17 protein-coding genes are annotated in these 23,160 nt (G+C 44.4%); 9 read left to right on the forward strand and 8 right to left on the reverse strand.

Annotated features, from left to right (window positions below; all coding sequences use genetic code 11):
• The first annotated feature begins 9 nt into the window (after positions 1–9).
• Positions 10–591, forward strand: coding sequence for a Maf family protein (locus DYB02_RS12195; protein ID WP_005494552.1), 582 nt, complete (start codon positions 10–12; stop codon positions 589–591).
• A 102-nt stretch (positions 592–693) separates the two neighbouring features.
• On the opposite strand, the gene rluC is transcribed toward DYB02_RS12195, so the two are convergent.
• On the reverse strand, positions 694–1,641 hold the full coding sequence (gene rluC / locus DYB02_RS12200) for a 23S rRNA pseudouridine(955/2504/2580) synthase RluC (RefSeq protein WP_005461586.1): 948 nt from the start codon (positions 1,639–1,641) through the stop codon (positions 694–696).
• Positions 1,642–2,280: 639 nt separating this feature from the next.
• Between rluC and rne the strand changes: the two genes are divergently transcribed.
• Together rne and DYB02_RS12225 are read left to right on the forward strand one after the other, a co-directional pair.
• Complete coding sequence (gene rne, locus DYB02_RS12215; protein ID WP_029805599.1) at positions 2,281–5,352, forward strand: ribonuclease E; 3,072 nt, start codon at positions 2,281–2,283, stop codon at positions 5,350–5,352.
• 328 nt (positions 5,353–5,680) lie between these two features.
• Positions 5,681–7,240, forward strand: a complete 1,560-nt coding sequence (locus DYB02_RS12225) for a SulP family inorganic anion transporter (RefSeq protein ID WP_020838711.1) — start codon at positions 5,681–5,683, stop codon at positions 7,238–7,240.
• A 61-nt stretch (positions 7,241–7,301) separates the two neighbouring features.
• Here DYB02_RS12225 and DYB02_RS12230 read toward each other — a convergent pair whose 3' ends face one another.
• Complete coding sequence (locus DYB02_RS12230) at positions 7,302–7,751, reverse strand: low molecular weight protein-tyrosine-phosphatase (protein WP_023650163.1); 450 nt, start codon at positions 7,749–7,751, stop codon at positions 7,302–7,304.
• Between the two features lie 117 nt (positions 7,752–7,868).
• Between DYB02_RS12230 and cobO the strand changes: the two genes are divergently transcribed.
• Positions 7,869–8,474: a cob(I)yrinic acid a,c-diamide adenosyltransferase gene (cobO, locus tag DYB02_RS12235; RefSeq protein WP_029807186.1), complete on the forward strand. Its 606-nt coding sequence runs from the start codon at positions 7,869–7,871 to the stop codon at positions 8,472–8,474.
• A 63-nt stretch (positions 8,475–8,537) separates the two neighbouring features.
• Here cobO and DYB02_RS12240 read toward each other — a convergent pair whose 3' ends face one another.
• From DYB02_RS12240 to apbC, 3 genes are all read right to left on the reverse strand, one after another.
• The gene (locus DYB02_RS12240; RefSeq protein ID WP_029806908.1) at positions 8,538–10,625 is read right to left on the reverse strand and encodes an AsmA family protein; all 2,088 of its coding nucleotides are present in this window, start codon (positions 10,623–10,625) and stop codon (positions 8,538–8,540) included.
• 188 nt (positions 10,626–10,813) lie between these two features.
• Complete coding sequence (gene udk / locus DYB02_RS12245) at positions 10,814–11,455, reverse strand: uridine kinase (RefSeq protein ID WP_005461598.1); 642 nt, start codon at positions 11,453–11,455, stop codon at positions 10,814–10,816.
• 171 nt (positions 11,456–11,626) lie between these two features.
• Complete coding sequence (apbC, locus tag DYB02_RS12250) at positions 11,627–12,703, reverse strand: iron-sulfur cluster carrier protein ApbC (RefSeq protein WP_025554228.1); 1,077 nt, start codon at positions 12,701–12,703, stop codon at positions 11,627–11,629.
• A 162-nt stretch (positions 12,704–12,865) separates the two neighbouring features.
• On the opposite strand from apbC, the gene metG reads away from it, so the two are divergent.
• The gene (gene metG / locus DYB02_RS12255; protein ID WP_029862508.1) at positions 12,866–14,932 is read left to right on the forward strand and encodes a methionine--tRNA ligase; all 2,067 of its coding nucleotides are present in this window, start codon (positions 12,866–12,868) and stop codon (positions 14,930–14,932) included.
• A 212-nt stretch (positions 14,933–15,144) separates the two neighbouring features.
• Entirely contained in the window at positions 15,145–15,951 is an 807-nt protein-coding gene (locus DYB02_RS12260) for a hypothetical protein (RefSeq protein WP_005494538.1), read from the forward strand.
• Positions 15,952–16,066: 115 nt separating this feature from the next.
• Here the strand turns inward: DYB02_RS12260 and fadR are convergent, their stop codons facing one another.
• Entirely contained in the window at positions 16,067–16,906 is an 840-nt protein-coding gene (fadR, locus tag DYB02_RS12265; protein ID WP_005461531.1) for a fatty acid metabolism transcriptional regulator FadR, read from the reverse strand.
• A gap of 641 nt (positions 16,907–17,547) precedes the next feature.
• On the opposite strand from fadR, the gene nhaB reads away from it, so the two are divergent.
• Together nhaB and dsbB are read left to right on the forward strand one after the other, a co-directional pair.
• Positions 17,548–19,134, forward strand: a complete 1,587-nt coding sequence (gene nhaB, locus DYB02_RS12270; RefSeq protein WP_005461506.1) for a Na(+)/H(+) antiporter NhaB — start codon at positions 17,548–17,550, stop codon at positions 19,132–19,134.
• A gap of 84 nt (positions 19,135–19,218) precedes the next feature.
• The gene (gene dsbB / locus DYB02_RS12275; RefSeq protein ID WP_017448352.1) at positions 19,219–19,755 is read left to right on the forward strand and encodes a disulfide bond formation protein DsbB; all 537 of its coding nucleotides are present in this window, start codon (positions 19,219–19,221) and stop codon (positions 19,753–19,755) included.
• 84 nt (positions 19,756–19,839) lie between these two features.
• Here the strand turns inward: dsbB and DYB02_RS12280 are convergent, their stop codons facing one another.
• Entirely contained in the window at positions 19,840–20,448 is a 609-nt protein-coding gene (locus tag DYB02_RS12280; RefSeq protein ID WP_025526653.1) for an SEC-C metal-binding domain-containing protein, read from the reverse strand.
• A gap of 149 nt (positions 20,449–20,597) precedes the next feature.
• Here DYB02_RS12280 and dusC point away from each other — a divergent pair, with 149 nt between their 5' ends.
• Positions 20,598–21,566 carry a tRNA dihydrouridine(16) synthase DusC gene (gene dusC, locus DYB02_RS12285; RefSeq protein WP_025505215.1) on the forward strand — a complete coding sequence of 323 codons (969 nt, stop codon included), beginning with the start codon at positions 20,598–20,600 and terminating at the stop codon, positions 21,564–21,566.
• A gap of 113 nt (positions 21,567–21,679) precedes the next feature.
• Here the strand turns inward: dusC and DYB02_RS12290 are convergent, their stop codons facing one another.
• Positions 21,680–23,140: a sensor domain-containing diguanylate cyclase gene (locus tag DYB02_RS12290; RefSeq protein WP_005493122.1), complete on the reverse strand. Its 1,461-nt coding sequence runs from the start codon at positions 23,138–23,140 to the stop codon at positions 21,680–21,682.
• Between the last annotated feature and the right edge of the window lie 20 nt (positions 23,141–23,160).

Genomic DNA, 23,160 nt, shown 5'->3' on the forward strand with positions numbered 1-23,160 from the left:
TAATTCAAAATGAAAAATTACCAACTGGTTTTAGCCTCAACCTCCCCTTTTCGTCAACAACTGCTTGAAAAGCTTTCAGTCCCGTTCATTTGTTTATCTCCTGACTGCGATGAAACGCCGTATGAGAGTGAAACTCCTCTGGATCTAGTCCAGCGCTTAGCCGTAAACAAAGCAACCTCTTGCTCTATTAATAAACCAAGTTTGGTCATCGGCAGCGATCAAGTTTGCGTAATTGATGGAAAAATCGTTGGCAAACCTCTAAATCGTGAAAATGCTATCAATCAATTACTTGCTCAAAGTGGTAAAGCCATCACTTTCTATACCGGACTGGCGGTTTATAACTCGGTGACGAATCTGACTGAAGTTGGCTACGACACTTTTGAAGTACATTTTAGAAACTTAAACCGTGAACAAATTGAACGTTACGTCGACAGAGAAGAACCGTTTTACTGTGCTGGCAGCTTCAAAAGCGAAGGGATGGGAATTTGTTTGTTCGAAAAGTTAGTCGGCAAAGATCCAAACACTCTCGTTGGCCTGCCTCTGATTGATTTGATTGATATGCTGCAAAAGCAAGGTTTCGAGATCTTGTAAGTTTAATCAACGCCTCTACTCATCATTTCATCATTTGAAACCTAATATATAAGTGGGATGCAAAAAGGGAGCTAAAGCTCCCTTTGTTTATAGTAAATGCGTTCAGTTTGCCTTTCTTAATCCAACAAGCACTTTCTCTAGTTTGGATTCCATCGGAGCATTAATTTCCATCCATTCATCATTAGACGGATGTTGAAACTTAATGTTCGCGGCATGCAAAAACAAACGGTCCAATCCAAGTTGACCAGTGTAGGCATCAAAACGTCTATCTCCGTAACGATCATCCCATGCGATAGGATGTCCGGTGTACTGAGTATGCACACGAATTTGGTGAGTACGCCCCGTAATCGGGCTGGCTTGAATCAACGTCGCTTGCTCAAATTTCTCAAGAATTTTGAAACGCGTTTCTGATGGCTTACCGTTTGGGTTCACTCGTACAATACTGTTCACTTCATTTTTAAGTAGGGGGGCGTTCACAACTTTACAGCTGCTTTTCCATTGCCCCATCACTAAGGCGAAGTAAAACTTCTTCACCGTTTTTTCACGGAACTGCGCTTGCAAATGGCGAAGCGCCGAGCGCTTTTTAGCAACCAGTAAAATACCCGAGGTATCTCTGTCAATACGGTGAACCAATTCGAGGAAACGTGCCTGTGGACGCAATGCCCTTAATGCTTCAATTGCACCAAACTTCAAGCCACTACCACCATGCACTGCTGTACCAGACGGTTTGTTCAGAATCAGCATATGATCATCTTCATAAATGATCATATGTTCTAGTTCAGCAACCTTGTTAAGTTTCGTGCTTGGTGCGACATCCTCTTCCTTTTTCTCAACCGTTACAGGTGGAATTCGGACTAGGTCGCCAGCTTTTAGTTTGTATTCGGCTTTGATGCGCTTTTTGTTCACGCGCACTTCACCCTTACGCACGATTCGATAAATCATGCTCTTTGGAATGTCTTTTAATTGGTTACGCAAGAAGTTATCAATGCGTTGACCCGCCATGTCTTCGTCGATATCAACGAACTGGACTTGTGTTCTTATCTCGCTCATGCGCGCTATTGTAAACGTAAATCCGCGTGACTTCACATTATTCTTGCTGCAAAAGAAACACTTGTTGCGAGAATCTGCTCCGAAATACGCCAACCTTTTGTTTAGATTATTAAAACCCTTTCCCTTCTTCTGGTTTTGTTTTCTGTCTTTGGAAGTTTACGTGATTCAATCGCTTATTTAACAGCCAGTTATAAATTGGAAAGTTTGAGTTTAGCGGCAAATTTTCCATCGTTTGCGCTAAAGCAGATTGCTGATATCCACGCGCACTGCTATAGTTCACAGCTGCTAAGGAAGGTTTGGTTATATTTTATTCACTACCAATCATTTGTCCTCAAGCAATGTGAGTAGAAGGTTGAAGCTCAGGTGCTGCATTGGCGTAAGACACATTGAATTCAACACTCTTGCCACCCTACTCCTCGCATATTCACGTTGAGTACCTACCGCCCAAATAGCGGGTTACAAGTCTACGTTTCTAACAGAAACCAAAATAGATTTGTGATGACTGAAGTGCCCCAGAGCATCCCCTTCCAGCCGGGAGGCTGCAAAATATTAGCCATGGGATCAGGCACCGTGAAACAGCGAAAAAAACGTGGCAAGTCGACAAGAAAGATATAAAAGAAAAGACAACGAGAATTTTCAATGAAAAGAATGTTAATTAACGCAACTCAAAAAGAAGAGTTGCGTGTCGCTCTGGTTGATGGCCAGCGACTTTTCGATCTTGATATCGAGAGTCCAGGACATGAATCTAAAAAAGCGAATATCTACAAAGGACGTATCACACGTATTGAACCAAGCTTAGAAGCCGCATTTGTTGATTACGGTGCTGAGCGTCACGGTTTCCTCCCTCTTAAAGAAATTGCCCGCGAATACTTCCCTGAAGGTTATACCTACCAAGGCCGTCCAAGCATTAAAGAAGTGCTGACTGAGGGCCAAGAAGTAATCGTACAAGTAGAAAAAGAAGAACGTGGTAGCAAGGGCGCAGCTCTAACCACGTTTATTTCTCTTGCGGGTAGCTACCTTGTTCTTATGCCAAACAACCCTCGTGCAGGCGGTATTTCTCGCCGTATCGAAGGTGATGAGCGTACTCAACTAAAAGCAGCATTAAGCACTCTAGAACTGCCTCAAGGCATGGGTCTGATTGTTCGTACTGCTGGCGTTGGTAAGAGCGCAGAAGAACTTGAGTGGGACTTGAACGTACTGCTGAACCATTGGAGCGCGATTAAAGGCGCGGCAGACTCTAACCCTGCCCCATTCTTAATCCACCAAGAAAGTAACGTTATCGTTCGTGCAATTCGTGACTATTTACGTCGTGATATTGGTGAAATCCTTATCGACAGCAACACCATTTATGAACGTGCGAAAGAGCACATTCAATTGGTTCGCCCAGATTTCATCAACCGCGTTAAGAAGTACGAAGGCGAAGTGCCGCTGTTTAGCCACTACCAAATCGAGAGCCAAATTGAATCGGCTTTCCAACGTGAAGTGCGCCTACCATCTGGCGGTTCTATCGTAATCGACCCAACGGAAGCTCTGACTTCTATCGATATCAACTCTGCTCGTGCAACTAAGGGTGGTGATATCGAGGAAACAGCACTGAATACCAACCTAGAAGCAGCAGACGAGATCGCTCGTCAATTGCGTCTACGCGACTTAGGTGGTCTAGTGGTTATCGACTTTATCGATATGACACCAGTACGCCACCAACGTGAAGTAGAAAACCGCCTACGTGAAGCTGTTCGACTAGATCGTGCTCGCGTACAAATCGGTCGTATCTCACGCTTTGGTCTTCTAGAGATGTCTCGTCAACGATTGAGCCCTTCTCTTGCAGAAGCAAGCCACCACATTTGTCCTCGCTGTAGCGGCACAGGTGTTGTTCGTGACAACGAATCTCTAGCACTTTCTGTTCTTCGTTTGATTGAAGAAGAAGCACTAAAAGACAACACAGCTCAAGTATTGGCTGTAGTACCAGTGCCAATCGCATCTTACCTATTGAACGAAAAACGTCGCTCGGTTAATCATATCGAACGAATTCAAGAAGTGAAAATTACGGTTGTTCCTAACTCAGACATGGAAACACCGCACTTTGAAGTAATTCGCGTACGCGAAGGTGAAGAGTTTGATTTAATTTCTTACCTACTTCCTAAGAAGTTGGAAGCAATGAAAGAAGCAGAAGGTAAAGAACCTTCTGAAACAGACATCAAACCTAAGCGAATCGAAGAGCCAGTTCTTAAGGGCTTTGCAGCGCCAGCTCAAACCGCTCCAGCTCCTGTTTCTAAACCTGCGCCGGTAGCGAAGAAGAAAGAAGTAGAGCAAGAAGCAAAACCTGGCCTATTCAGCCGTTTGTTTAAAGCACTAGGTAGCTTCCTATTTGGTGGTTCTGAAGAAGTAAAAGAAGAACCAAAACAAGAAGAGAAGAAATCAAACCGCGACAACAAGCGCAACAAACGCGATCGCAACGACCGTCGTCGTAGCAACCAACGCGATAACCGCGAAGGTCGTGAAAACCGTGATAACCGTCGTCGCCGTAAGCCTCGTGAAGAGCAAGCAAATGAGCAAAACGAAGCTCAACAGCCTGCAAACAAACAGCAACCAAACCGTAGCCAGAAGCGTAAGCCAAAACCTCAACAAGCTGAAAAAGCTCAAGAGCCGAAAGCAAACGCGAAAGTAGCGGAAAAAGGCTTGCAACTTGCGGCTGAAGCTCGCTCAGAAGTGAAGCCTGAAGAGAATAAAGCGAAAGCAAACGCGAAAACAGAGAAAGTCAAAGAGCGCCGTCAACGTCGCAAACTGAACAAATCTGTTCGTGTTAAAGATCAACTTGCCGATGAGCAAGTAGAAGAAACAGCAGTAAAAGCAATTGAACCTGTTGAGTCTCAAGTAGATCAAGCCGTTGATACAGCAGCAGACGCACAGCAAGACAACAAGCAAGGTGAATCGAAACAACGTCGTAACCGTCGTTCTCCTCGTCACCTACGAGCAAGTGGTCAACGTCGTCGTCGTGGTCGTGATCGTCGTCCTAACCCATTCCGTCTGCGCAAAGGCGGTGTAGCATCTCCTGAGATGGCAATGGGTAAAGTGATGCCACGTTACATTCCAAAACCAGCGCCTAAGAAGGAAGAGCGAGTTCAGGAAGAAGCGGTTGTGGCAATTGCAACTGTACCTGCTATGCAAGGTGGTTTTGCTTGCCCTGAAATGGCAATGGGTAAAGTCATCATCCGTCGTGAGCAACCAGCGGTAGCTGAAGCACCTGTTGTTGAACCTAAAGTTCAAGAAACAGTAGCAGCTAAAGCTGAATCACCGATTGTTGAAGCTGTAGCGCCTGAAAAGGCAGAGCCAGTAGCGGTTGATCAAGCTCCTGTAGAGCCGATCGTTGAAGTGGCTGAAGCACCTGTTGCGGAAGCAACAACAGAAACAGTTGTTGAAGAAGCTCCGGTTCAAGAGCCAGTCGTTGCAGAAACTGTGGAAGAAGCAGCAACAGAAGTTGCCGTTGAAACTCCAGTAGCAGCGCCAGAGATGAAAGCTGAAGTTATCAACGTTGTTGCTAAGCCACGAGCTAGCGCACCAATGACAAAAGCACCTGGTCCTCAAGAACTACGTGAAATCGAAGTAGCCGCAGCGCCGTTTAAAGCTGAACGCTACCAAGCTAAAGGTGCTGGTAGCCAAGTGGCAACAAACCGCGCCTCTGCAGCAATGACAAAGCCAAACTTCAACTAAGTTTGAATATCATTGCGATAGCTTGAAAGCTAGAATCAAAAGGCCACCGAAAGGTGGCCTTTTTTGTTTGTTCTCGGTCTAGCGTAATTGGTTATATTAATATCAACGACGGATCACATTTGTGGTTCATTATCCGTATCATTCTTGAACTTAATCACACTTTTCGGTAGCATTCGCCAACTCAAGTTTTCGACACCATTCTACTGCTGCTCTTTTATTACTACGGTTTACACTAAGTACCTTGAATGTATTTTCATCACTTAGTGGTTAATGCAAATACGAATATGTGTCGGGATAAACTCATCTCAACGAGAACTTAAAGACAAACATGTTCGAATTCCCGCAATTTTCTAAGCACTCTGTTAAAAATGACGTGCTATCAGGTTTGACGGTTGCCCTGGCACTTGTCCCTGAAGCCGTAGCATTTGCATTCGTTGCTGGTGTAGACCCAATGGTTGGTCTGTACGCAGCATTCATCGTTGGCCTTATCACCTCAATCTTTGGTGGTCGCCCAGGCATGATCTCTGGTGCTACAGGCGCAATGGCTGTAGTAATGGTCTCTCTTGTTGCAAGCCACGGTGTTCAGTACTTATTTGCTGCCATTATGTTGGCCGGTATTCTTCAAATTGCTGCCGGTTTATTTAAATTGGGCAAATTCATTCGAATCGTTCCACACCCTGTAATGATTGGTTTTGTTAACGGCCTAGCGATTGTTATCTTCCTCGCGCAATTAGGACAATTCAAGGCTCCAGACATGAATGGCGTGCTGACTTGGCTTCCACAAGATCAAATGATGTTAATGCTAGGTTTGGTTGCGCTGACCATGGCGATCATCTACTTCTTGCCGAAAATTACAACAGCAGTACCATCTTCACTTGTTGCTATCGTAACCGTGACTGCACTAGTTGTTGGGTTAGATCTAGAGACACGTACAGTTGTCGACTTCCTACGTTCTATGTCAGGTAATGAAGCCGCTACACTAGCAGGCTCTTTGCCAACCTTCTCTATTCCATCAGTACCATTTACGCTAGAGACTCTGCAAATCATCTTGCCTTATGCAGTGATCCTTGCGGCCATCGGCCTAATTGAATCTTTGCTAACGCTGACCGTTTTAGACGAAATGACGAATACTCGTGGCCAATCTAACCGCGAATGTATCGGTCAGGGCATGGCAAACATGACATGTTCTGTATTCGGCGCGATGGGGGGTTGTGCAATGATTGGGCAGTCAATGATTAACGTAAACTCCGGTGGCCGTGGCCGTCTGTCTGGCATCGTAGCGGCTGTAGCTCTGCTGATGTTCATTTTGTTTGCGTCATCGTTGATTGAAATGATTCCACTAGCAGCCCTAGTTGGTGTGATGTTCATGGTTGTGATTGGCACATTCGAATGGGCAACATTTAAGTTGGCTCGCCGTGTACCAAAGCAAGATTTCTTCGTTATCGTACTAGTAACTGTCGTTACAGTACTGACTGACCTTGCTGTTGCGGTCGCGGTTGGTGTAATCGCTTCAGCGCTGATGTTTGCATGGCAACATGCGAAGCACATTTACGCAGATACTTGCTTGAACGCAGAAGGCTCAAAAGAGTACAAAATTCACGGTCCAATCTTCTTTGGTTCAGCAGCAAACTTCCTCGAGCTGTTTAATGCGCCAGAAGATCCTAAAGATGTGATTGTCGATTTCGCAGACTCTCGCGTAACAGACCACTCGGCAATTGAGGCAATTGAAACGCTAGCAGAGCGCTACGCTTCCATCGGCAAAACGCTTCACCTTCGTCACCTAAGTCCGGATTGTCGCAAACTACTCGACAAAGCTGGCAGTCTAGTCGAAATCAACGTGAAAGAAGACCCTAGCTACAAAGTCGCAACCGACATTTTAGCTGGCTAATCTATGCGTAAAGGGATGAGCAATGCTCATCCCTTTTTTTATTTATCGGATATCGAGATAATTACAGCTTCTGCAAAACCGCTACCGACGCCTCTTCGATTAAGTCCAATACCAACTCAAATCCATCATCTCCACCATAGTAAGGATCTGGGATCTCGTCATAACTCGAATTAGAGTGGCTTAAAAATAGCGAGACTTTATGACGATGTTCTGCAGGACAAATATCGAGTAAGTCAGCCAAGTTTGCTTTATCCGCAGCCAGTACCAAATCGAAGTCTTCGAAATCTTGCACTGACACTTGGCGCGCTTGCATTCCTTTAAACGAATAGCCACGTTGTTTCCCTGCCGCCATGGCTCTTGAGTCTGGCGTGTTTCCGGTGTGATAGCCAATTGTCCCAGCCGAATCAATGTCGACATCGACACCTAACTCTTCTGCTTTAGCTCTCAGAACGGCCTCTCCGGTTGGTGAACGGCAAATATTTCCCATACAAACAACGAGTATTCTCTTCATTTTATTCCCTGAATTATCGATGGTTTTTCTTCACGATATGTTGGTCTATCATAGCGAGATAATTCAATGAACCCAAGCTACCGCGGGCAAAGCACGAAACGGATTTAAGGAAGTATTATGTCTATCGAAGAAAATAAAGAAGCACGCCATAAGGCACGCCAACAAAAAGTAAAAGAACAGGTAGACGCAAAAATTGCGGCCGCTCAAGAAGAGAAAGGTCTACTTCTGATCATTACTGGTAATGGTAAAGGTAAATCGACATCTGGCTTTGGCACGATTGCTCGCGCCGTCGGTCACGGCCTTACGTGTTCAGTGGCTCAATTTATCAAAGGCACTTGGGACAACGGCGAGCGCAACTTGCTAGAAAAACTGGGAGTAGAATTCCAAGTTATGGCGACTGGTTTTACTTGGGAGACGCAGAACAAAACCGCCGATACCAAAGCAGCGCAACTGGTCTGGAAAGAATGTAAGCGTATGCTGCAAGACGACTCTATTGATGTCATCTTATTCGATGAGCTAACTTACATGGTGAGTTACGGTTACATCGATTTGGACGAAGTGGTCGAAGCGTTAAACAATCGCCCAAAAATGCAGTCGGTTGTGATTACTGGTCGTGGTGCACATCGCACACTAATTGAAATGGCCGATACCGTTTCTGAAGTGAAGAATGTAAAGCACGCATTTGAATCTGGCGTAAAAGCGCTGAAAGGCGTCGACTGGTAAAGCTTGCAGCACAATGAAAAAAAGGGTTGGCACAATGCCAACCCTTTCACTTTCAACGCGTGGTTAGTTGAAAAGATTCTTCAACAGACCATCGACCGCTTCTTTGGTTTTCTCATCTTTGATTTTGTCCGTTAGCTTCTCTACGCCACGGTCAATTTCTTTCTGAGCTTTCTGTTTAAGAACATCATCGAATACGAGTTTGAATTTAGGGTCCGCCCACTTACCAGACACATTGATTGGAATCGTGATGTCCTTCAGCTCATCGATGTTTTTACCACCTTGGCCTTCTAGCGTACCCACAATTGAAGTACTGATAGTAAAGTCGACCGTCTCATTGATGTAGTTTGCACTGCCTTTACCACGCACACGTAGTAACGGTGATTGAGCACGCAAGTTGTCCGTTGATACCACACCTTTGTTTAGTTTCAACGTCGCGGTCATCGCACTGAAGTCTGTTTTCTTAACTTCGTTGGTACTTTCAACTTTTTGCCCTTTGAATCGCGCGTAGTTTTCACGAATCAATTGAGCAACGTTGATGCCATTTACCGCACCATCAGCAAAGTTAATCACTACCGTACCAGCAAGGTTCTGTTTGATACCTGTCGGCGTCAAACTGCTACCTTGGACATTCACGTCGATGTTACCCGTACCTTCTAGCTTGTCGTTGTTAGCAACATCAATCAGTAGCGGTTGAACTTTCACACCTTTGATTGATTTTTTCACGCTGTAAGTCGCTGGCGTCTTACGTGCATCTAGCCTTGCTGTTGCTGAAATTGTGCCTTGGTACAACTTCGAGCTAAATGATGTGAGGTCAAACACACCACGATTGACAGTGAAGCTCGCTTTTACCGCTTCCATTTTTGCGTTAGCCGCTTTGAACTTATCGATGGTGATATCACCTTTGACATCCAGCGTTTTCAGTGCTGAAAGATCCGGCTCAACTTCAGGCCCCGCGGATGCACTCTTACCACCAGATGCTGGCTTTTCGCTTGCTGGTGCTTGTTTATCCAAGCCTAAGAATTCATCTAAATCGATATTAGGGCTATGAAGGGCAAAACGTATTTTTGGAATGTCTCCCAATGTCACATCGGCTTTACCATCCAATGCAATCGCGTTTGCGGTTAACTTCTCTAGAATAAAGCTAAGGTGGCTTTTGTTTAGGTCAAATGAGAGGTCAGAGACCATATCAACTTTCATTGGTGATTGTGGCAAAGCATCACCTTCAAAGCTTGATTTCAGCGTAAGCTTATTCAACAACACTTTGCTAATCGCTTGGTCAACCGTAAGCTGCCCACCGCCTTGCATGTCCAGCTTCATACCAGCCGCACTGCCTTGAAGCGCGTAGCTAAGATTGTTTACTTTATCGAATTCAAATGTATCTAAGCCAATTTTTGCCGATTCAATAGTGTTGTTTGGATCAGTGTACGTCGCATCAACATTGATGTTCTTCAACGCATAACTGGCAAGACCTTTCGCCAGTTTAAAGTCTGCCTTACCTTCTGCTGTAAACTTCTGGTCATTCATTTCGCCTTTCACACCAAAGTCAGCTGTCGTCCAGCTGTCAAAAGCAAATTCAGAAAGGTTCAACGATACATCATACAGCTTGGTGTAATTGCCGGCTTGCTTGTCTTGAATTTCTAGTGAGCCATTAGAAACCGTAACACCAGCCAGGTTGATACTCCAATCTGAGCCTTCAGACTGCGATTCACCACTTTGATCTGGTGCAGTATCATTCGGTTGCTCTGCTTGTTGAGTTTGCGCTTTCGTTAGAGCATCAATGTTCTTGCTGCCGTCTTTCTTCGTTTCAACGTAGAACTCCGCACCATCTAAAGTAATGTTACCGATTTCAAGTTGTTTGCTAAAAAGTGGTGTGACAGAAACATCAACACCGACAGTGTCGACTTTAAAAAGATTTGGCTGACTAAAACCTTGCGGGTTACGCAGTTCGGTTCTTCCCAATTCAAAACCAATTGATGGGAAGAATTGCCAACTGATATCCCCTTCAATCACTAATTCTAACCCTGTTTGTTTCTGAGCTTGCTCAACAATCAGTGGCTTAAATTGGTTTGGATTGACAAAAATAGTTAACGCTAAAATTGCAGCAACAAATACCACAACAGGTATCGCGAGAACTAAGAGCAGTTTCTTCATTTGTTTTTCCTTGCTCGTGTGTTTTTAAAATTATAAGCGCAGACTAGATTTACCGCCGAGAGTTCCACAAAAGCGTGAAAGTCATCCGGTTTTGACATGCAACTGACTAATTTAAAAACAAAAAAAGAAGTGGCACCTAAAGTGCCACTTCTTATCATAAAAATAAAGCGATATAGCCGTCTAAAGACTTAAGCTTTCAAAAGTTTTGCAATGTGAGCTTTTAGTACATCGATCGCGATACGGTTCTTACCGCCACGAGGTACGATGATGTCCGCATATTGCTTAGAAGGTTCGATAAACTGCATGAACATCGGACGAACAGTTTGCTGATATTGCTTAAGAACGGATTCCATTGTACGGCCACGCTCTTCAACGTCACGCTTAACACGGCGAAGTAGGCAGATATCCAGAGGCGTATCCATAAATACAGTCGCGTGCATCAGGTCACGAAGACGAGGGTCAGTAAGAAGAAGGATACCTTCTAAAATGATTACCTTTTTAGGGGTCATTGTGGTGGTGTTACTTGTTCTTGTGTGCTCTGTGTAGCTGTACTCAGGCACTTCCACGGCCTCACCACGTACAAGCTTCTCTAGGTGCTCGCACAATAGGTCGTGGTCCAACGCACTCGGGTGATCGTAGTTCGTCTTTACTCGCTCTTCCATGCTTAGGTGGCTTTGGTCGTTGTAGTAGCAATCTTCCGTGATGACACCGATTTGATGATCGCCTACTTTCGCGCGAAGCTCATTGTAAATTGTGCTCGCGATCAGACTTTTTCCAGAAGCAGAAGCGCCAGCAATACCTACGATGACGCATTGATTATTATCAGACATTAGTTTGCACCCGATGATGATTTCTAGTCACATAAAAAGATAAACTGCCTGATTATAGGGAGTTCACCCCGTAGTTACTAGCTGGAATTAGAGTTTAGTCATAAGTTTCTGCCTGCCCAGAGGATTAACCTCCAGGCAAACGTTAAAATGTGCAACTTTCAACCACCAACCTCAGTTTACCATTGTAAAACTGATTGCATCTGGTTTCGCTTTGCCTTGCCAAAACATTGTGCTACACACTCGATCTGCAAGCTGTTTGTAGTAGCCTGAATGCTCACTGTCAGGTCGTCTCACAACGGTTGGCACACCAGCATCAATGTCTTCTCGCATAGAAATATGCAACGGAATTTGGCCCAATAGCGCTAAGCCAAACTCTTGAGACATTTTCTCCGCGCCACCCATACCAAAGATGTGTTCAGTCGCTCCACATTGGCTACAAATGTGGTAACTCATATTTTCGACCACACCTACTACTGGCACATTGACTTTGTTAAACATTGCTGCACCTTTGCGCGCATCTGCCAACGCTAAATCTTGTGGCGTCGTCACCAAAACCGTGCCGGTAACAGGAATTTGTTGTGACAACGTCAACTGGATATCACCCGTGCCTGGTGGCATGTCTATCACTAAGTAATCCAGCTCTGGCCAATCGGTTTCATTCAATAGCTGAGCTAACGCTTTCGATGCCATAGGGCCACGCCAGATCGCTGCTTCAGATTTATTAACTAAATAGCCAATAGAATGAGTATAGATGCCGTGAGCAAAAATAGGCTCCATCCATTTGCCATCGCGAACTTCTGGTTTCGCATCTTCCTGGCCGAGCATCATCGGAACCGATGGACCGTATATATCGGCATCCAATAGGCCAACCTTCGCTCCCGACTGCGCGATAGCCAAGGCTAAGTTAACGGCTGTTGTGGATTTGCCCACCCCACCCTTTGCAGAGCTCACCGCAATGATATTCTTCACGCCTTTCACCGCATTAGAAACCTGCGTTTCTAGTGCTTTTACGCCGAGTTCAATGTGAAACGGAAACGCGGCTACAGCTTTGGATGCTTGCTGTTGTTGAATCCATTTTTGCAATGTGCGCTGAAGCTCATTACTAGCAAATGGCAATGTAATCTTCACTTCACCTTGAGCGGTGATGGTGACAACGCCGTGAATATCGGCCCAGTTTTCCACTAACTGTGGATGTTGAAATTGATTAAACCAATGACAAAAATCTTGTTTTGAAGTGAACTGATGCATAAGTCCTCCTTTTGAGTACCATGCTACCACCGACCCGACATAACCAGAACCCTAAAAAAACTAAGGCATTCCGCGGTTTGACACCTTGGAGTTAGTGAGTTCATGGGGTAGTATTATCCATCAAAATTTTTTTATACCTATCAAGAAAAGCGAATATTAAGTATGGCAAACGATCCAAGACACCTTCCTTCAAGGAAACTGCTGGTAACTTGTGCCCTTCCGTACGCTAACGGTTCGATCCACCTTGGCCATATGCTTGAGCATATCCAAGCGGACATTTGGGTTCGTTACCAACGCCTACGCGGCAACACTGTAAACTTCATCTGTGCTGACGATGCTCACGGCACGCCAATCATGCTTAAAGCGCAACAGATGGGTATTACTCCAGAAGAGATGATTGCCGCTGTTAGCGAAGAGCACCAAAAAGACTTCGCTGGCTTTGATATCAGCTTTGATAACTACCACAGCACGCACTCAGAAGAGAACCGCGAACTGGCATCTCACATTTACCTAGAGCTAAAGAAAAACGGCTTTATCTCTAGCCGTACTATCTCTCAGCTTTTCGACCCTGAAAAAGAGATGTTCCTACCGGATCGTTTCGTAAAAGGTACATGTCCTAAGTGTAAGTCTGAAGATCAGTACGGTGATAACTGTGACAACTGCGGCGAGACTTACAGCCCGACAGAACTGATCAATCCTAAATCTGCAGTTTCTGGTGCGACGCCAGTAATGAAAGATTCTGAGCACTTCTTCTTTGACCTGCCTCAATTTGAAAGCATGCTAAAAGAGTGGACTCGCTCTGGTTCTCTGCAATCAGAAACCGCGAACAAGATGCAAGAGTGGTTTGAATCTGGTCTGCAACAATGGGATATCTCGCGTGACGCACCTTACTTTGGTTTCGAAATCCCAGGCGAAAAAGACAAGTTCTTCTACGTATGGCTAGATGCACCTATTGGCTACATGGGCTCATTCAAAAACCTATGTAACAAACGTGACGATCTAGACTTCGATGAATACTGGAACAAAGACAGTAAAACTGAACTTTACCACTTCATCGGTAAAGACATCGTGTACTTCCACAGCTTATTCTGGCCTGCAATGCTTGAAGGTTCTGGCTTCCGTAAACCAAACAACGTGTTCGTACACGGCTACGTAACGGTAAACGGCGCGAAAATGTCTAAGTCGAAAGGTACATTCGTGAAAGCAAGCACGTACCTCGATCACCTAGACCCAGAATGTCTACGTTACTACTACGCAGCGAAACTAAACAGCCGTATTGACGATCTAGATCTTAACCTTGAAGACTTCACTCAGCGCGTTAACGCTGACGTAGTCAACAAGATCGTTAACCTAGCATCTCGTAACGCAGGCTTCATCGCTAAACGTTTCGAAGGCAAACTATCTGACAACTTCGCTGAACCAGAGCTTTACAACGAATTCGTGGCAGCGGCTGACCGTATCGCAGAGCTTTTTGAAGCTCGCGAATTTGGCCGTGCTATCCGTGAAATCACGGCACTTGCGGACAAAGCAAACCAATACGTTGACGAGAAAGCCCCTTGGGTTGTAGCGAAAGAAGAAGGCAAAGATCAGGAACTACAAGACATCTGTTCTGTAGGTATCAACCTGTTCCGCGTACTAATGACTTACTTGAAACCAGTAATGCCAGCTCTTGCTGCACGTACTGAAGCATTCCTAAACCAAGAGCTAACTTGGGAAGGCATTGCTCAGCCACTCACTGGCCACGAAATCACTAAGTTCAAAGCGCTATTCAACCGTATCGATCCAAAGAACATCGAAGCGATGATCGAAGCATCGAAAGAAGACGCTGCAGCAGAAATGGCAGCGAAAGAGAAAGCTGAAGCGGCTAAAACAGAAACTGAGCTAAACAAAGACCCAATCGCGGACGAGATTGAGTTTGATACTTTTGCTCAAGTGGATTTGCGTATCGCTCGCATCATCTCTTGTGAAGAAGTGCCTAAAGCAAACAAATTGCTTAAGTTCCAACTGGATATCGGTGGTGAAACTCGTCAAGTTTTCTCTGGCATTAAATCAGCCTACAAACCTGAAGAGCTAGAAGGCAAGCTAACCGTAATGGTAGCGAACCTAAAACCTCGTAAGATGAAATTCGGTATGTCTGAAGGCATGATCCTAGCGGCAGGCCCTGGTGGTAGCGACCTATGGATTCTTGAGCCACACGAAGGCGCTCAGCCTGGCATGCGTGTAATGTAATTCCCTTACGTTACGCTTGAAATGAGTTCAATCCCCGCCTCTCTCGGCGGGGATTTTTTTGATCAAATTCACATTATTGGGGAGATTCTGCACCAATAACGCGCAAAACATTTAGGTTTAAATTTTAACCACTTGTTTTTAAAGTAATTTTAATTGGCATCAAAACTGCAAATTCCTTCTTGCTAGGTCCAAACACTAACAAGGAGTTGGTTATGTTTGTTTTGATTTCAACGTTATTATCCGTCGCCATATTAGCCGGCATTTACCACCTTTCCACAAAACGCGAACAGCAACATGCACGAAAGTATCAGTTGCTTACCCTACTTCGCGATGTCGTTAACTTGCTTAGACGTCATCGAGCAATCACACATTACTCCCTTCAATCCCAACAAAACTATGAGCGAGAAATAGAAGAGATACATCATGCTCTCAACAACAAGCTGCACCTTTTGTTGGAAACATCGCGCTTTGAAAATAAACCCATGTATCGTGTGTTACAGATAAAAGTCAGTAAGTTGCTCGAACAATGGCAGGAAAACAGCATCGCAAGAAATCAAATGGAGCACGGAAAGCTGATTCGACATTGTTTGTTCTTAATGGATGAAGTCACTATTGCGTGGCTAGCAGTTGAGCAACGAGATGAGTTGCATGATGAGTACCACATGAATTGGCAAACCATTATCGATAGCCTCGAAACCTTGACTCAACTTCGTATTAGCATTCAAGACTTAAACGAACAAGGAGGAAGCGTTCGAGTAAAGAACTACGCATCTGTAATGACACGTAAACTGAATCAGTTAGCGGTAATAGCACCGCTGACTATCGCAGCGCCGATCTCCGTACGTTCGACACAAGCGTTAAACGACTATGTCGAAGGAAAACACACAGGACTAACAGAAGAAGAACTTTATGGCATCACCTCAGATCTGTCACTGACGATTTTCAATACCTATGATCACGTGCTATCAGATATTGTCGAAACACTGTATTTGCCTTTGCCCAGACTCTCATTAGCCTGAAAGACTCATTTTTCGACATAATTGCATGAGGAACTAGATCAAAAGCCGTAAGTAACGAGCAATAAAAAACCGCAGGCATTGCCTGCGGTTTTTTCTAACTTTGCTCACTCAATGCTTAGCTATCATCTTCAGTGAAGTTGGTTGGTAGTTGCTTTTTCATCTCGTTCCAGATTTGAGCACTTTCCATGCCGTAGTGGCGAATTACAACTGGCAATTGTTCACGCTGGCCCGTTTCACAAGTTTCTAGCAGTTGACGGTAGAATCTTAGCGCCAAATCACGTGAGGCCGGGTTAGAGAAGTAGTAACTGCCAACTCGGTCATACAGCTTCTTCAAGCCGTTGAAAATCAAACCGTAGATTTGGTTACCAGAGTGGAATGCTAAGCGTTGGAACAACATGTAATCGTAAAAGTTAAATGTTTTCGCGATCAAGATTTCCTGACGCTTTGCTTCATCTTTTTCGTTGTCTTCTTTAACGCTTTGAAGCACCTTATCCGCATACGGAGAAGAGGCAATGAAATCATCCCAAGACGATGCATTCACAAGCGCTTCACAAGACTCAATTACGTTCTTGATTGTACGCTCAGAGTTTTCTTTGTTCGCCTTGAATGCATAACGCATAAAGATAGGGCTGATGTTAGTACGTGCCGCAAGCAAATCTTCTACAATATTTGTTGCATTATCGACGTCTAGCGTCATCAACGTATCCAAGATATGCAGACCAGATGTCTCCATAAATTGGTTAACTTTTGTTGGTTTACCGTGTTGGATAGTCAACCATCCATCACGTGCTAGTCGTTGAAGAACCTCTCGTAAAGTCGTTCGAGTAACACCAATCAGTTCGGACAGCTCGCGCTCAGCAGGTAAAATTGAGCCTGGAGGAAAACGGCCGTTCCAAATGCTCTCGATAATATATTTTTCTGCGAATCCCGCAGGGCTTTTCGCCTTAATGACCATTCTACTTTTTATCCAATATTGATTTCTGAGGGTCGATACTACTCATCATACCACTACTTAACGATTTGAGAAAATTTACGATCAATTATTGAAACGATCCCTCAATATAGAGTTAATACTCTACACGTTCGCTGAATTTAGGATACTTAGTGAAGCAGTTCAAAGCCGTAAAATTTGTATTCTATAAAAAAGAAACCGAACACAAATAGAGAAAAAATAACGACAAGTACGTCACATTTTTATGTTTATAATATGCAAAATAAATTTGTATTCTCTGGTTAATATTCCTTTTTAATTGATCTTTTCTCGTCACTTGGCGTCATTTAAAATCCAAGGGGATTTTTTCAAGCTTTCCATGATATAGTAACGCCGTTTTGATCGCGTTATTACACTTAAAAAGTAGTTTTAGTCGGAAGCATTACGTTTTGTTATTGACTAATAAAAGCCGGAGTGTAGAGTTTGCGATCGAAAGTGAGCGGTGCTTGAGTTCAGGGGAAGTAACTTGGCAAAACTACAATAAAACAAAGGATTGTTGTTTTACTAAGTTATTGTTTTAAAAGACTAGTTAATAAGTCTAACAAACAGATACTTGAGCGCTAATTGTAGTGTCTATTCATAATATTGTTATAAAGAGAATTATCATGCCGATATCGCTCGGAAACGCTTTTATCAAGAATTTCCTTGGTAAAGCGCCTGATTGGTACAAAGTTGCCATTATAGCCTTCCTTATTATTAACCCGATTGTTTTCTTCCTAATAAATCCATTTGTTGCTGGGTGGTTGCTCGTCGCGGAATTTATTTTCACGCTTGCAATGGCCTTAAAATGCTACCCATTACAACCTGGTGGTTTACTTGCAATTGAAGCTATTGCTATTGGCATGACCAGCCCAGCGCAAGTAAAACATGAGTTGGTTGCGAATATAGAAGTATTACTACTTTTAGTATTCATGGTTGCGGGTATCTACTTCATGAAACAGCTTCTGCTGTTCATCTTCACCAAAATCCTGCTTGGTATTCGTTCAAAAACTCTGCTTTCGCTTGCATTCTGTTTCGCAGCCGCGTTTTTGTCAGCATTCCTAGATGCGCTGACAGTAATCGCTGTTGTCATCAGCGTAGCAGTTGGTTTCTACTCGATTTACCACAAAGTTGCTTCAGGTAACCCAATTGGCGATCACGACCATACTCAAGACGACACCATCACAGAACTGACTCGTGATGACCTTGAAAACTATCGTGCATTCCTACGTTCGCTGCTTATGCACGCTGGTGTGGGTACCGCTCTGGGCGGCGTAACAACGATGGTTGGTGAACCTCAAAACCTTATCATTGCAGACCAAGCGGGTTGGTTATTTGGTGAATTCCTAATCCGTATGTCTCCTGTGACGTTACCAGTATTTATCTGTGGTCTTATTACCTGTGCATTGGTTGAGAAGCTAAAAGTATTTGGTTACGGCGCACAACTGCCTGATAACGTACGTCAAATCCTTGTGGACTTTGACCGCGAAGAACGTAAGACACGTACAAACCAAGACGTCGCAAAACTGTGGGTACAAGGTATTATCGCCGTTTGGCTGATTGTCGCGTTAGCGCTTCACTTAGCTGCCGTTGGCCTGATTGGTCTGTCTGTCATTATCCTAGCAACGTCATTTACTGGCGTCATTGAAGAGCACTCAATGGGCAAAGCATTTGAAGAGGCTCTGCCTTTCACAGCCCTACTCGCGGTTTTCTTCTCGATCGTTGCAGTAATCATTGACCAAGAGCTATTCAAACCTGTTATTGACGCCGTGTTAGCCGTTGAAGACAAAGGCACACAGCTTGCCCTCTTCTACGTTGCGAACGGTTTGTTATCGATGGTTTCGGACAACGTATTCGTAGGTACGGTATACATCAACGAAGTAAAATCAGCCCTTATGGAAGGCTTGATCACGCGTGAACAGTTCGACCTGCTAGCAGTTGCAATCAACACTGGTACAAACTTACCTTCTGTTGCAACGCCAAACGGTCAAGCCGCTTTCCTATTCCTACTAACGTCTGCGCTAGCACCGTTAATTCGTCTGTCTTACGGTCGAATGGTAGTGATGGCATTGCCATACACTGTCGTTTTGGCGATTGTAGGTCTGATGGGCATAATGTTCTTCCTAGAGCCAGCAACAGCGTCTTTCTACGATGCGGGCTGGATTGCACCTCATACCGGTGATCTGACTCCAGTTGTGTCTGGCGGACACTAAAATTTGAGTTGATTAGGAAACTTATACACGATAAAAAGCTCTGAGTATTCAGAGCTTTTTTCTATTTCAGACAGGATTGAAACCGTGACTATTTTTTCATCACTTAACCAGTTTTCGAAGGGACGCTTATCGTGGCTGCTTCTTCTTTTGTTCATCATATTTTTTGAAGCCTGCGCACTCTACTTCCAACACGTAATGATGCTTGCCCCGTGCGTAATGTGTATTTATGAGCGTGTGGCAATGATGGGTATTGGCGGTGCAGCTATCATCGGACTTATCGCACCGAACAACGCACTATTCCGCTGGTTAGGGCTTATTGGTTGGGGATTAAGCTCGTACAAAGGATTGATGCTTGCAATGCAGCATGTTGATTACCAGTTCAATCCATCACCATTTGCAACTTGTGATCTTTTTGTCACCTTCCCAAGTTGGGCTCCGTTAAACCAATGGGTTCCTTGGATGTTTGAAGCGTATGGCGATTGTTCAAAAATTGTTTGGCAGTTCTTCGACTTATCGATGCCACAATGGTTGGTGGTTATCTTCGCTGGTAACTTGGTCGCTTTGGCGTTGATCGTGATTGCACAGTTCTTTCCGGTGAAACGTAAGAATCCAATTCGTTAAGGCGTATAAAAATATAGATAATAAAAAGCCGACCTTAGGGTCGGCTTTTTATTGGGTTCGATTCAGTAACTCGCTTTTATAGTGTTACTTACCACAACATTGCTTGAACTTTTTACCGCTCTCACAAGGGCATGGATCGTTACGACCTACATCTTTAAATGGGTTTAGGCTTTGAGATTTATTGCCGACCATTAGTTCATCTGCACCCAATGCGACTTCAACTAACATCAAATCAAGTTGATCAACAAGGTCTGTTAACGCTGGCGGCGTTTCAATGCCCGCGTCACGCATATGTTGCTGAGTAGACTCTTCATCAATGGCTAGCATCATTGTGGTAAGCAGCGCTTGCAGCATACGCTGTAAACCATCATTTAACTCAACCTCTTGCCACTGCTCTTCAATCAAAGGCCAAACCGACATGAAACCTTCAGCAAAATCGGCTAACTGCTCAGGATCTTTTTCAGTTAGTTCTAGAGCTGAATACTCATTACGTAAAATACGGTTATGTTGCTTGTGAATTTGCTCTTCGACCGCTGGCTGAATCGATTTAAAACCTTCACCAAATAACGGCTCAAGCCAAGCCTCTGGCGCCAAAGGTTTTGTGGTTAGGTTTGCGGCAAGTACCGCACCTTCAATAAATAGCGAAGATTCATCAAGTTGAACTTCACCTTTTTCAATCAAAGTGTATTGCATGACATCTGGTTTCCCATGAATTTGGCGGCATTATACTCCAATACAAGTGAGATGCCAGTTGGCACCAGCGCCGAGTCTTTTAATGACAAACTTAGCCGACATCGCTACAATCGCCCTCCTTTTTATCACCAAACTGTATTAGGCAAACTATGCGAGTTGTATTAGGCCCAATGGAAGGCGTTTTAGACCATTTGATGCGCCAAATCCTGACCGAAATAAACGACTATGATCTGTGTGTGACGGAGTTCGTTCGAGTGATCGATCAAGTCCTGCCAGACCATGTCTTTCATCGCTTATGTCCGGAGCTTATGCAAGGCTCTCAGACCACTTCTGGTGTGCCTGTACATGTTCAACTACTAGGTCAAGAGCCACACTGGATGGCGGAAAACGCAACCCGAGCAGCAGAGCTTGGCGCGCGCGGCATCGACCTAAATTTTGGTTGCCCAGCAAAAATGGTCAACAAAAGCAAAGGAGGTGCGGCGCTATTGCAGCATCCTGAGTTGATTCATAGCGTGGTAAAAGCATGCCGTGACGCAGTGCCTGCGAATATCCCTGTCTCCGCAAAAATTCGTCTGGGCTGGGAAAACCCTGAAGACTGTTTTGAAATCGTGGATGCGATTCAATCTGCGGGAGCGAATGAACTGACCGTCCACGCACGTACTAAGCAAGGCGGTTATAAAGCATCTGAAATCAAGTGGGAATACATCAATAAAATTCGCGAGCGATTCTCCATCCCTTTGATTGCCAATGGTGAAATCTGGAATTTCGAAGATGGTCAACGCTGTATTGAAACCACTGGTGTCGACTCTCTGATGGTGTGCCGTGGCGCGTTCAACATTCCTAACCTGGGTAACATGGTAAAACACAACCACACGCCAATGGTTTGGTCTGATGTGGTCGACCTGCTGATCTACTACTCAAAGTTTGAAATGAAGGGTGATAAAGGTTTGTACTATCCAAACCGCGTGAAGCAATGGTTCGCTTACCTGCGCCAATCTTACCCAGAAGCTAACGAATTATTCCGCGAAATCCGAACATTTAATAAAGCAGCACCGATTGTTGAGCACATCCAGCGCTACCGCGATGAACTCCAATCGCGTCAAAGCCAAGTGGCTTAAGCACTCAACATGCACGAATTGTGCGCAATGGTTGAACGACAAGTACAAAAAAGGGCGATATTATCGCCCTTTTAGCTATTTGTCAGACGGCCTTTTAGCAAGCGCGCCACGAACTAATAACAAATCTTGTTCTTTCCGGTACTTTTCGCTTCATAGAGCTTCTCATCAGCCGCCTTGAACAGTTCATCAAAGCTTTCCGCTTTGCTTGCAGAGCTAAAGACCACACCACCCGACACGGTAAATCCATTCTTCGTGACTCGTCGTGATCGTTCATCAATCGCTTTTTTGACTCGTTCAAGAATGTGCTTCATCCCTTCAATATCTTCATCGTATATCGCGAGAATAAACTCTTCGCCACCAAAGCGAGATGCGACGTCACTGTGACGAATGTTATCTCGGATGCACTTCGCGACCAGTTGAATCGCAGAGTCACCTACATCATGGCCGTAAGTATCATTGATAGTCTTAAAGTTATCGATATCGAACACAGCCAATGCCACGTTCTTCTTCGTCATTTTATTACGCCAAACGGCCTGCATTCCTCTGCGGTTGAGCAGCCCTGTCATTGGGTCTCTTGCAGCAAGATCTTTAAAGTAGCGACGTTCGGTGTGCATGTTGACATAAAACAGTACTACGGTACTCAATACGTAAATAAAGACCGCGACCATGATGCTGTACTTTTCAAAGAACGTTAAATTCTTAATCTCGCTCCATAAGTTATATTCGTAATAAATACTGTGATTGGCACTCAAGCGCTCTTTTTCAATGGGCTTGATCCGCACGGCATCTTCAGGAATCGTTTGGAAATTGGAAACTAAGTGCAGCTTCCCGACAAGGTTTTCAGAAGTCGTGAGCAGCGCATCGACATCAAAATCAATCGAGAGCACCCCTTGGTGGACGCCTTTTTCGTAAATTGGCACTGTTAAACTGATGATTTGCCCTTCCATGGAATCAAGCATCGGCCCAGGCCCAGCCAATGTAATGTTGACCTTATCTTGCGCGGTTTTTTGCCAGAATGGCCTCGCCTTTAACGTTGACCAAAGCTCTTTAGTAAAATTCTTCGCGTACTTATCGGGCGACGAAATCACATAACCACGTTTATCGATGTAATGGATACCAACAATGTGGGATTCAATATCATGAAGGAAGGACAAAGAAGGGGCAAAGCCTGCTTTTTGTTCTGCAAGTTTGTTGATTTTCGTCCCTGCCTGACACAAGCTTTTTTCGCCGACGATCATGTAATCAACATCAACCGCTGGCAGTCCATCGCTGTAAACGTTCTCCAATAGCAAAACATCAATCGGCCATATATAGCAGATATCGCCTTTCACAATAGAGTTATGCTCTTCAGAAAGAGGGTTCGCGAAGTTTGAATAGTTGGTAAAGCTGTAGTCCAGTGCAGTTAAGACTTTGATACCACGAGTTAACGCTCTATCGATACGCGAATATTCAGTATCAATATAGCGATTGACTGCATCGTAGTAGTTTTTTGTAGTAACGAGCATTACCACAATGAATAGAACTAAAGGAAAGAAAACAACAAATGAGAGGCTAAATCGCCTTTGGTTAACCATTGAGTACCATTGTTTAAGTG

The organism is Vibrio parahaemolyticus, from assembly GCF_900460535.1.
GTDB classification, from domain to species: Bacteria; Pseudomonadota; Gammaproteobacteria; order Enterobacterales; family Vibrionaceae; genus Vibrio; species Vibrio parahaemolyticus.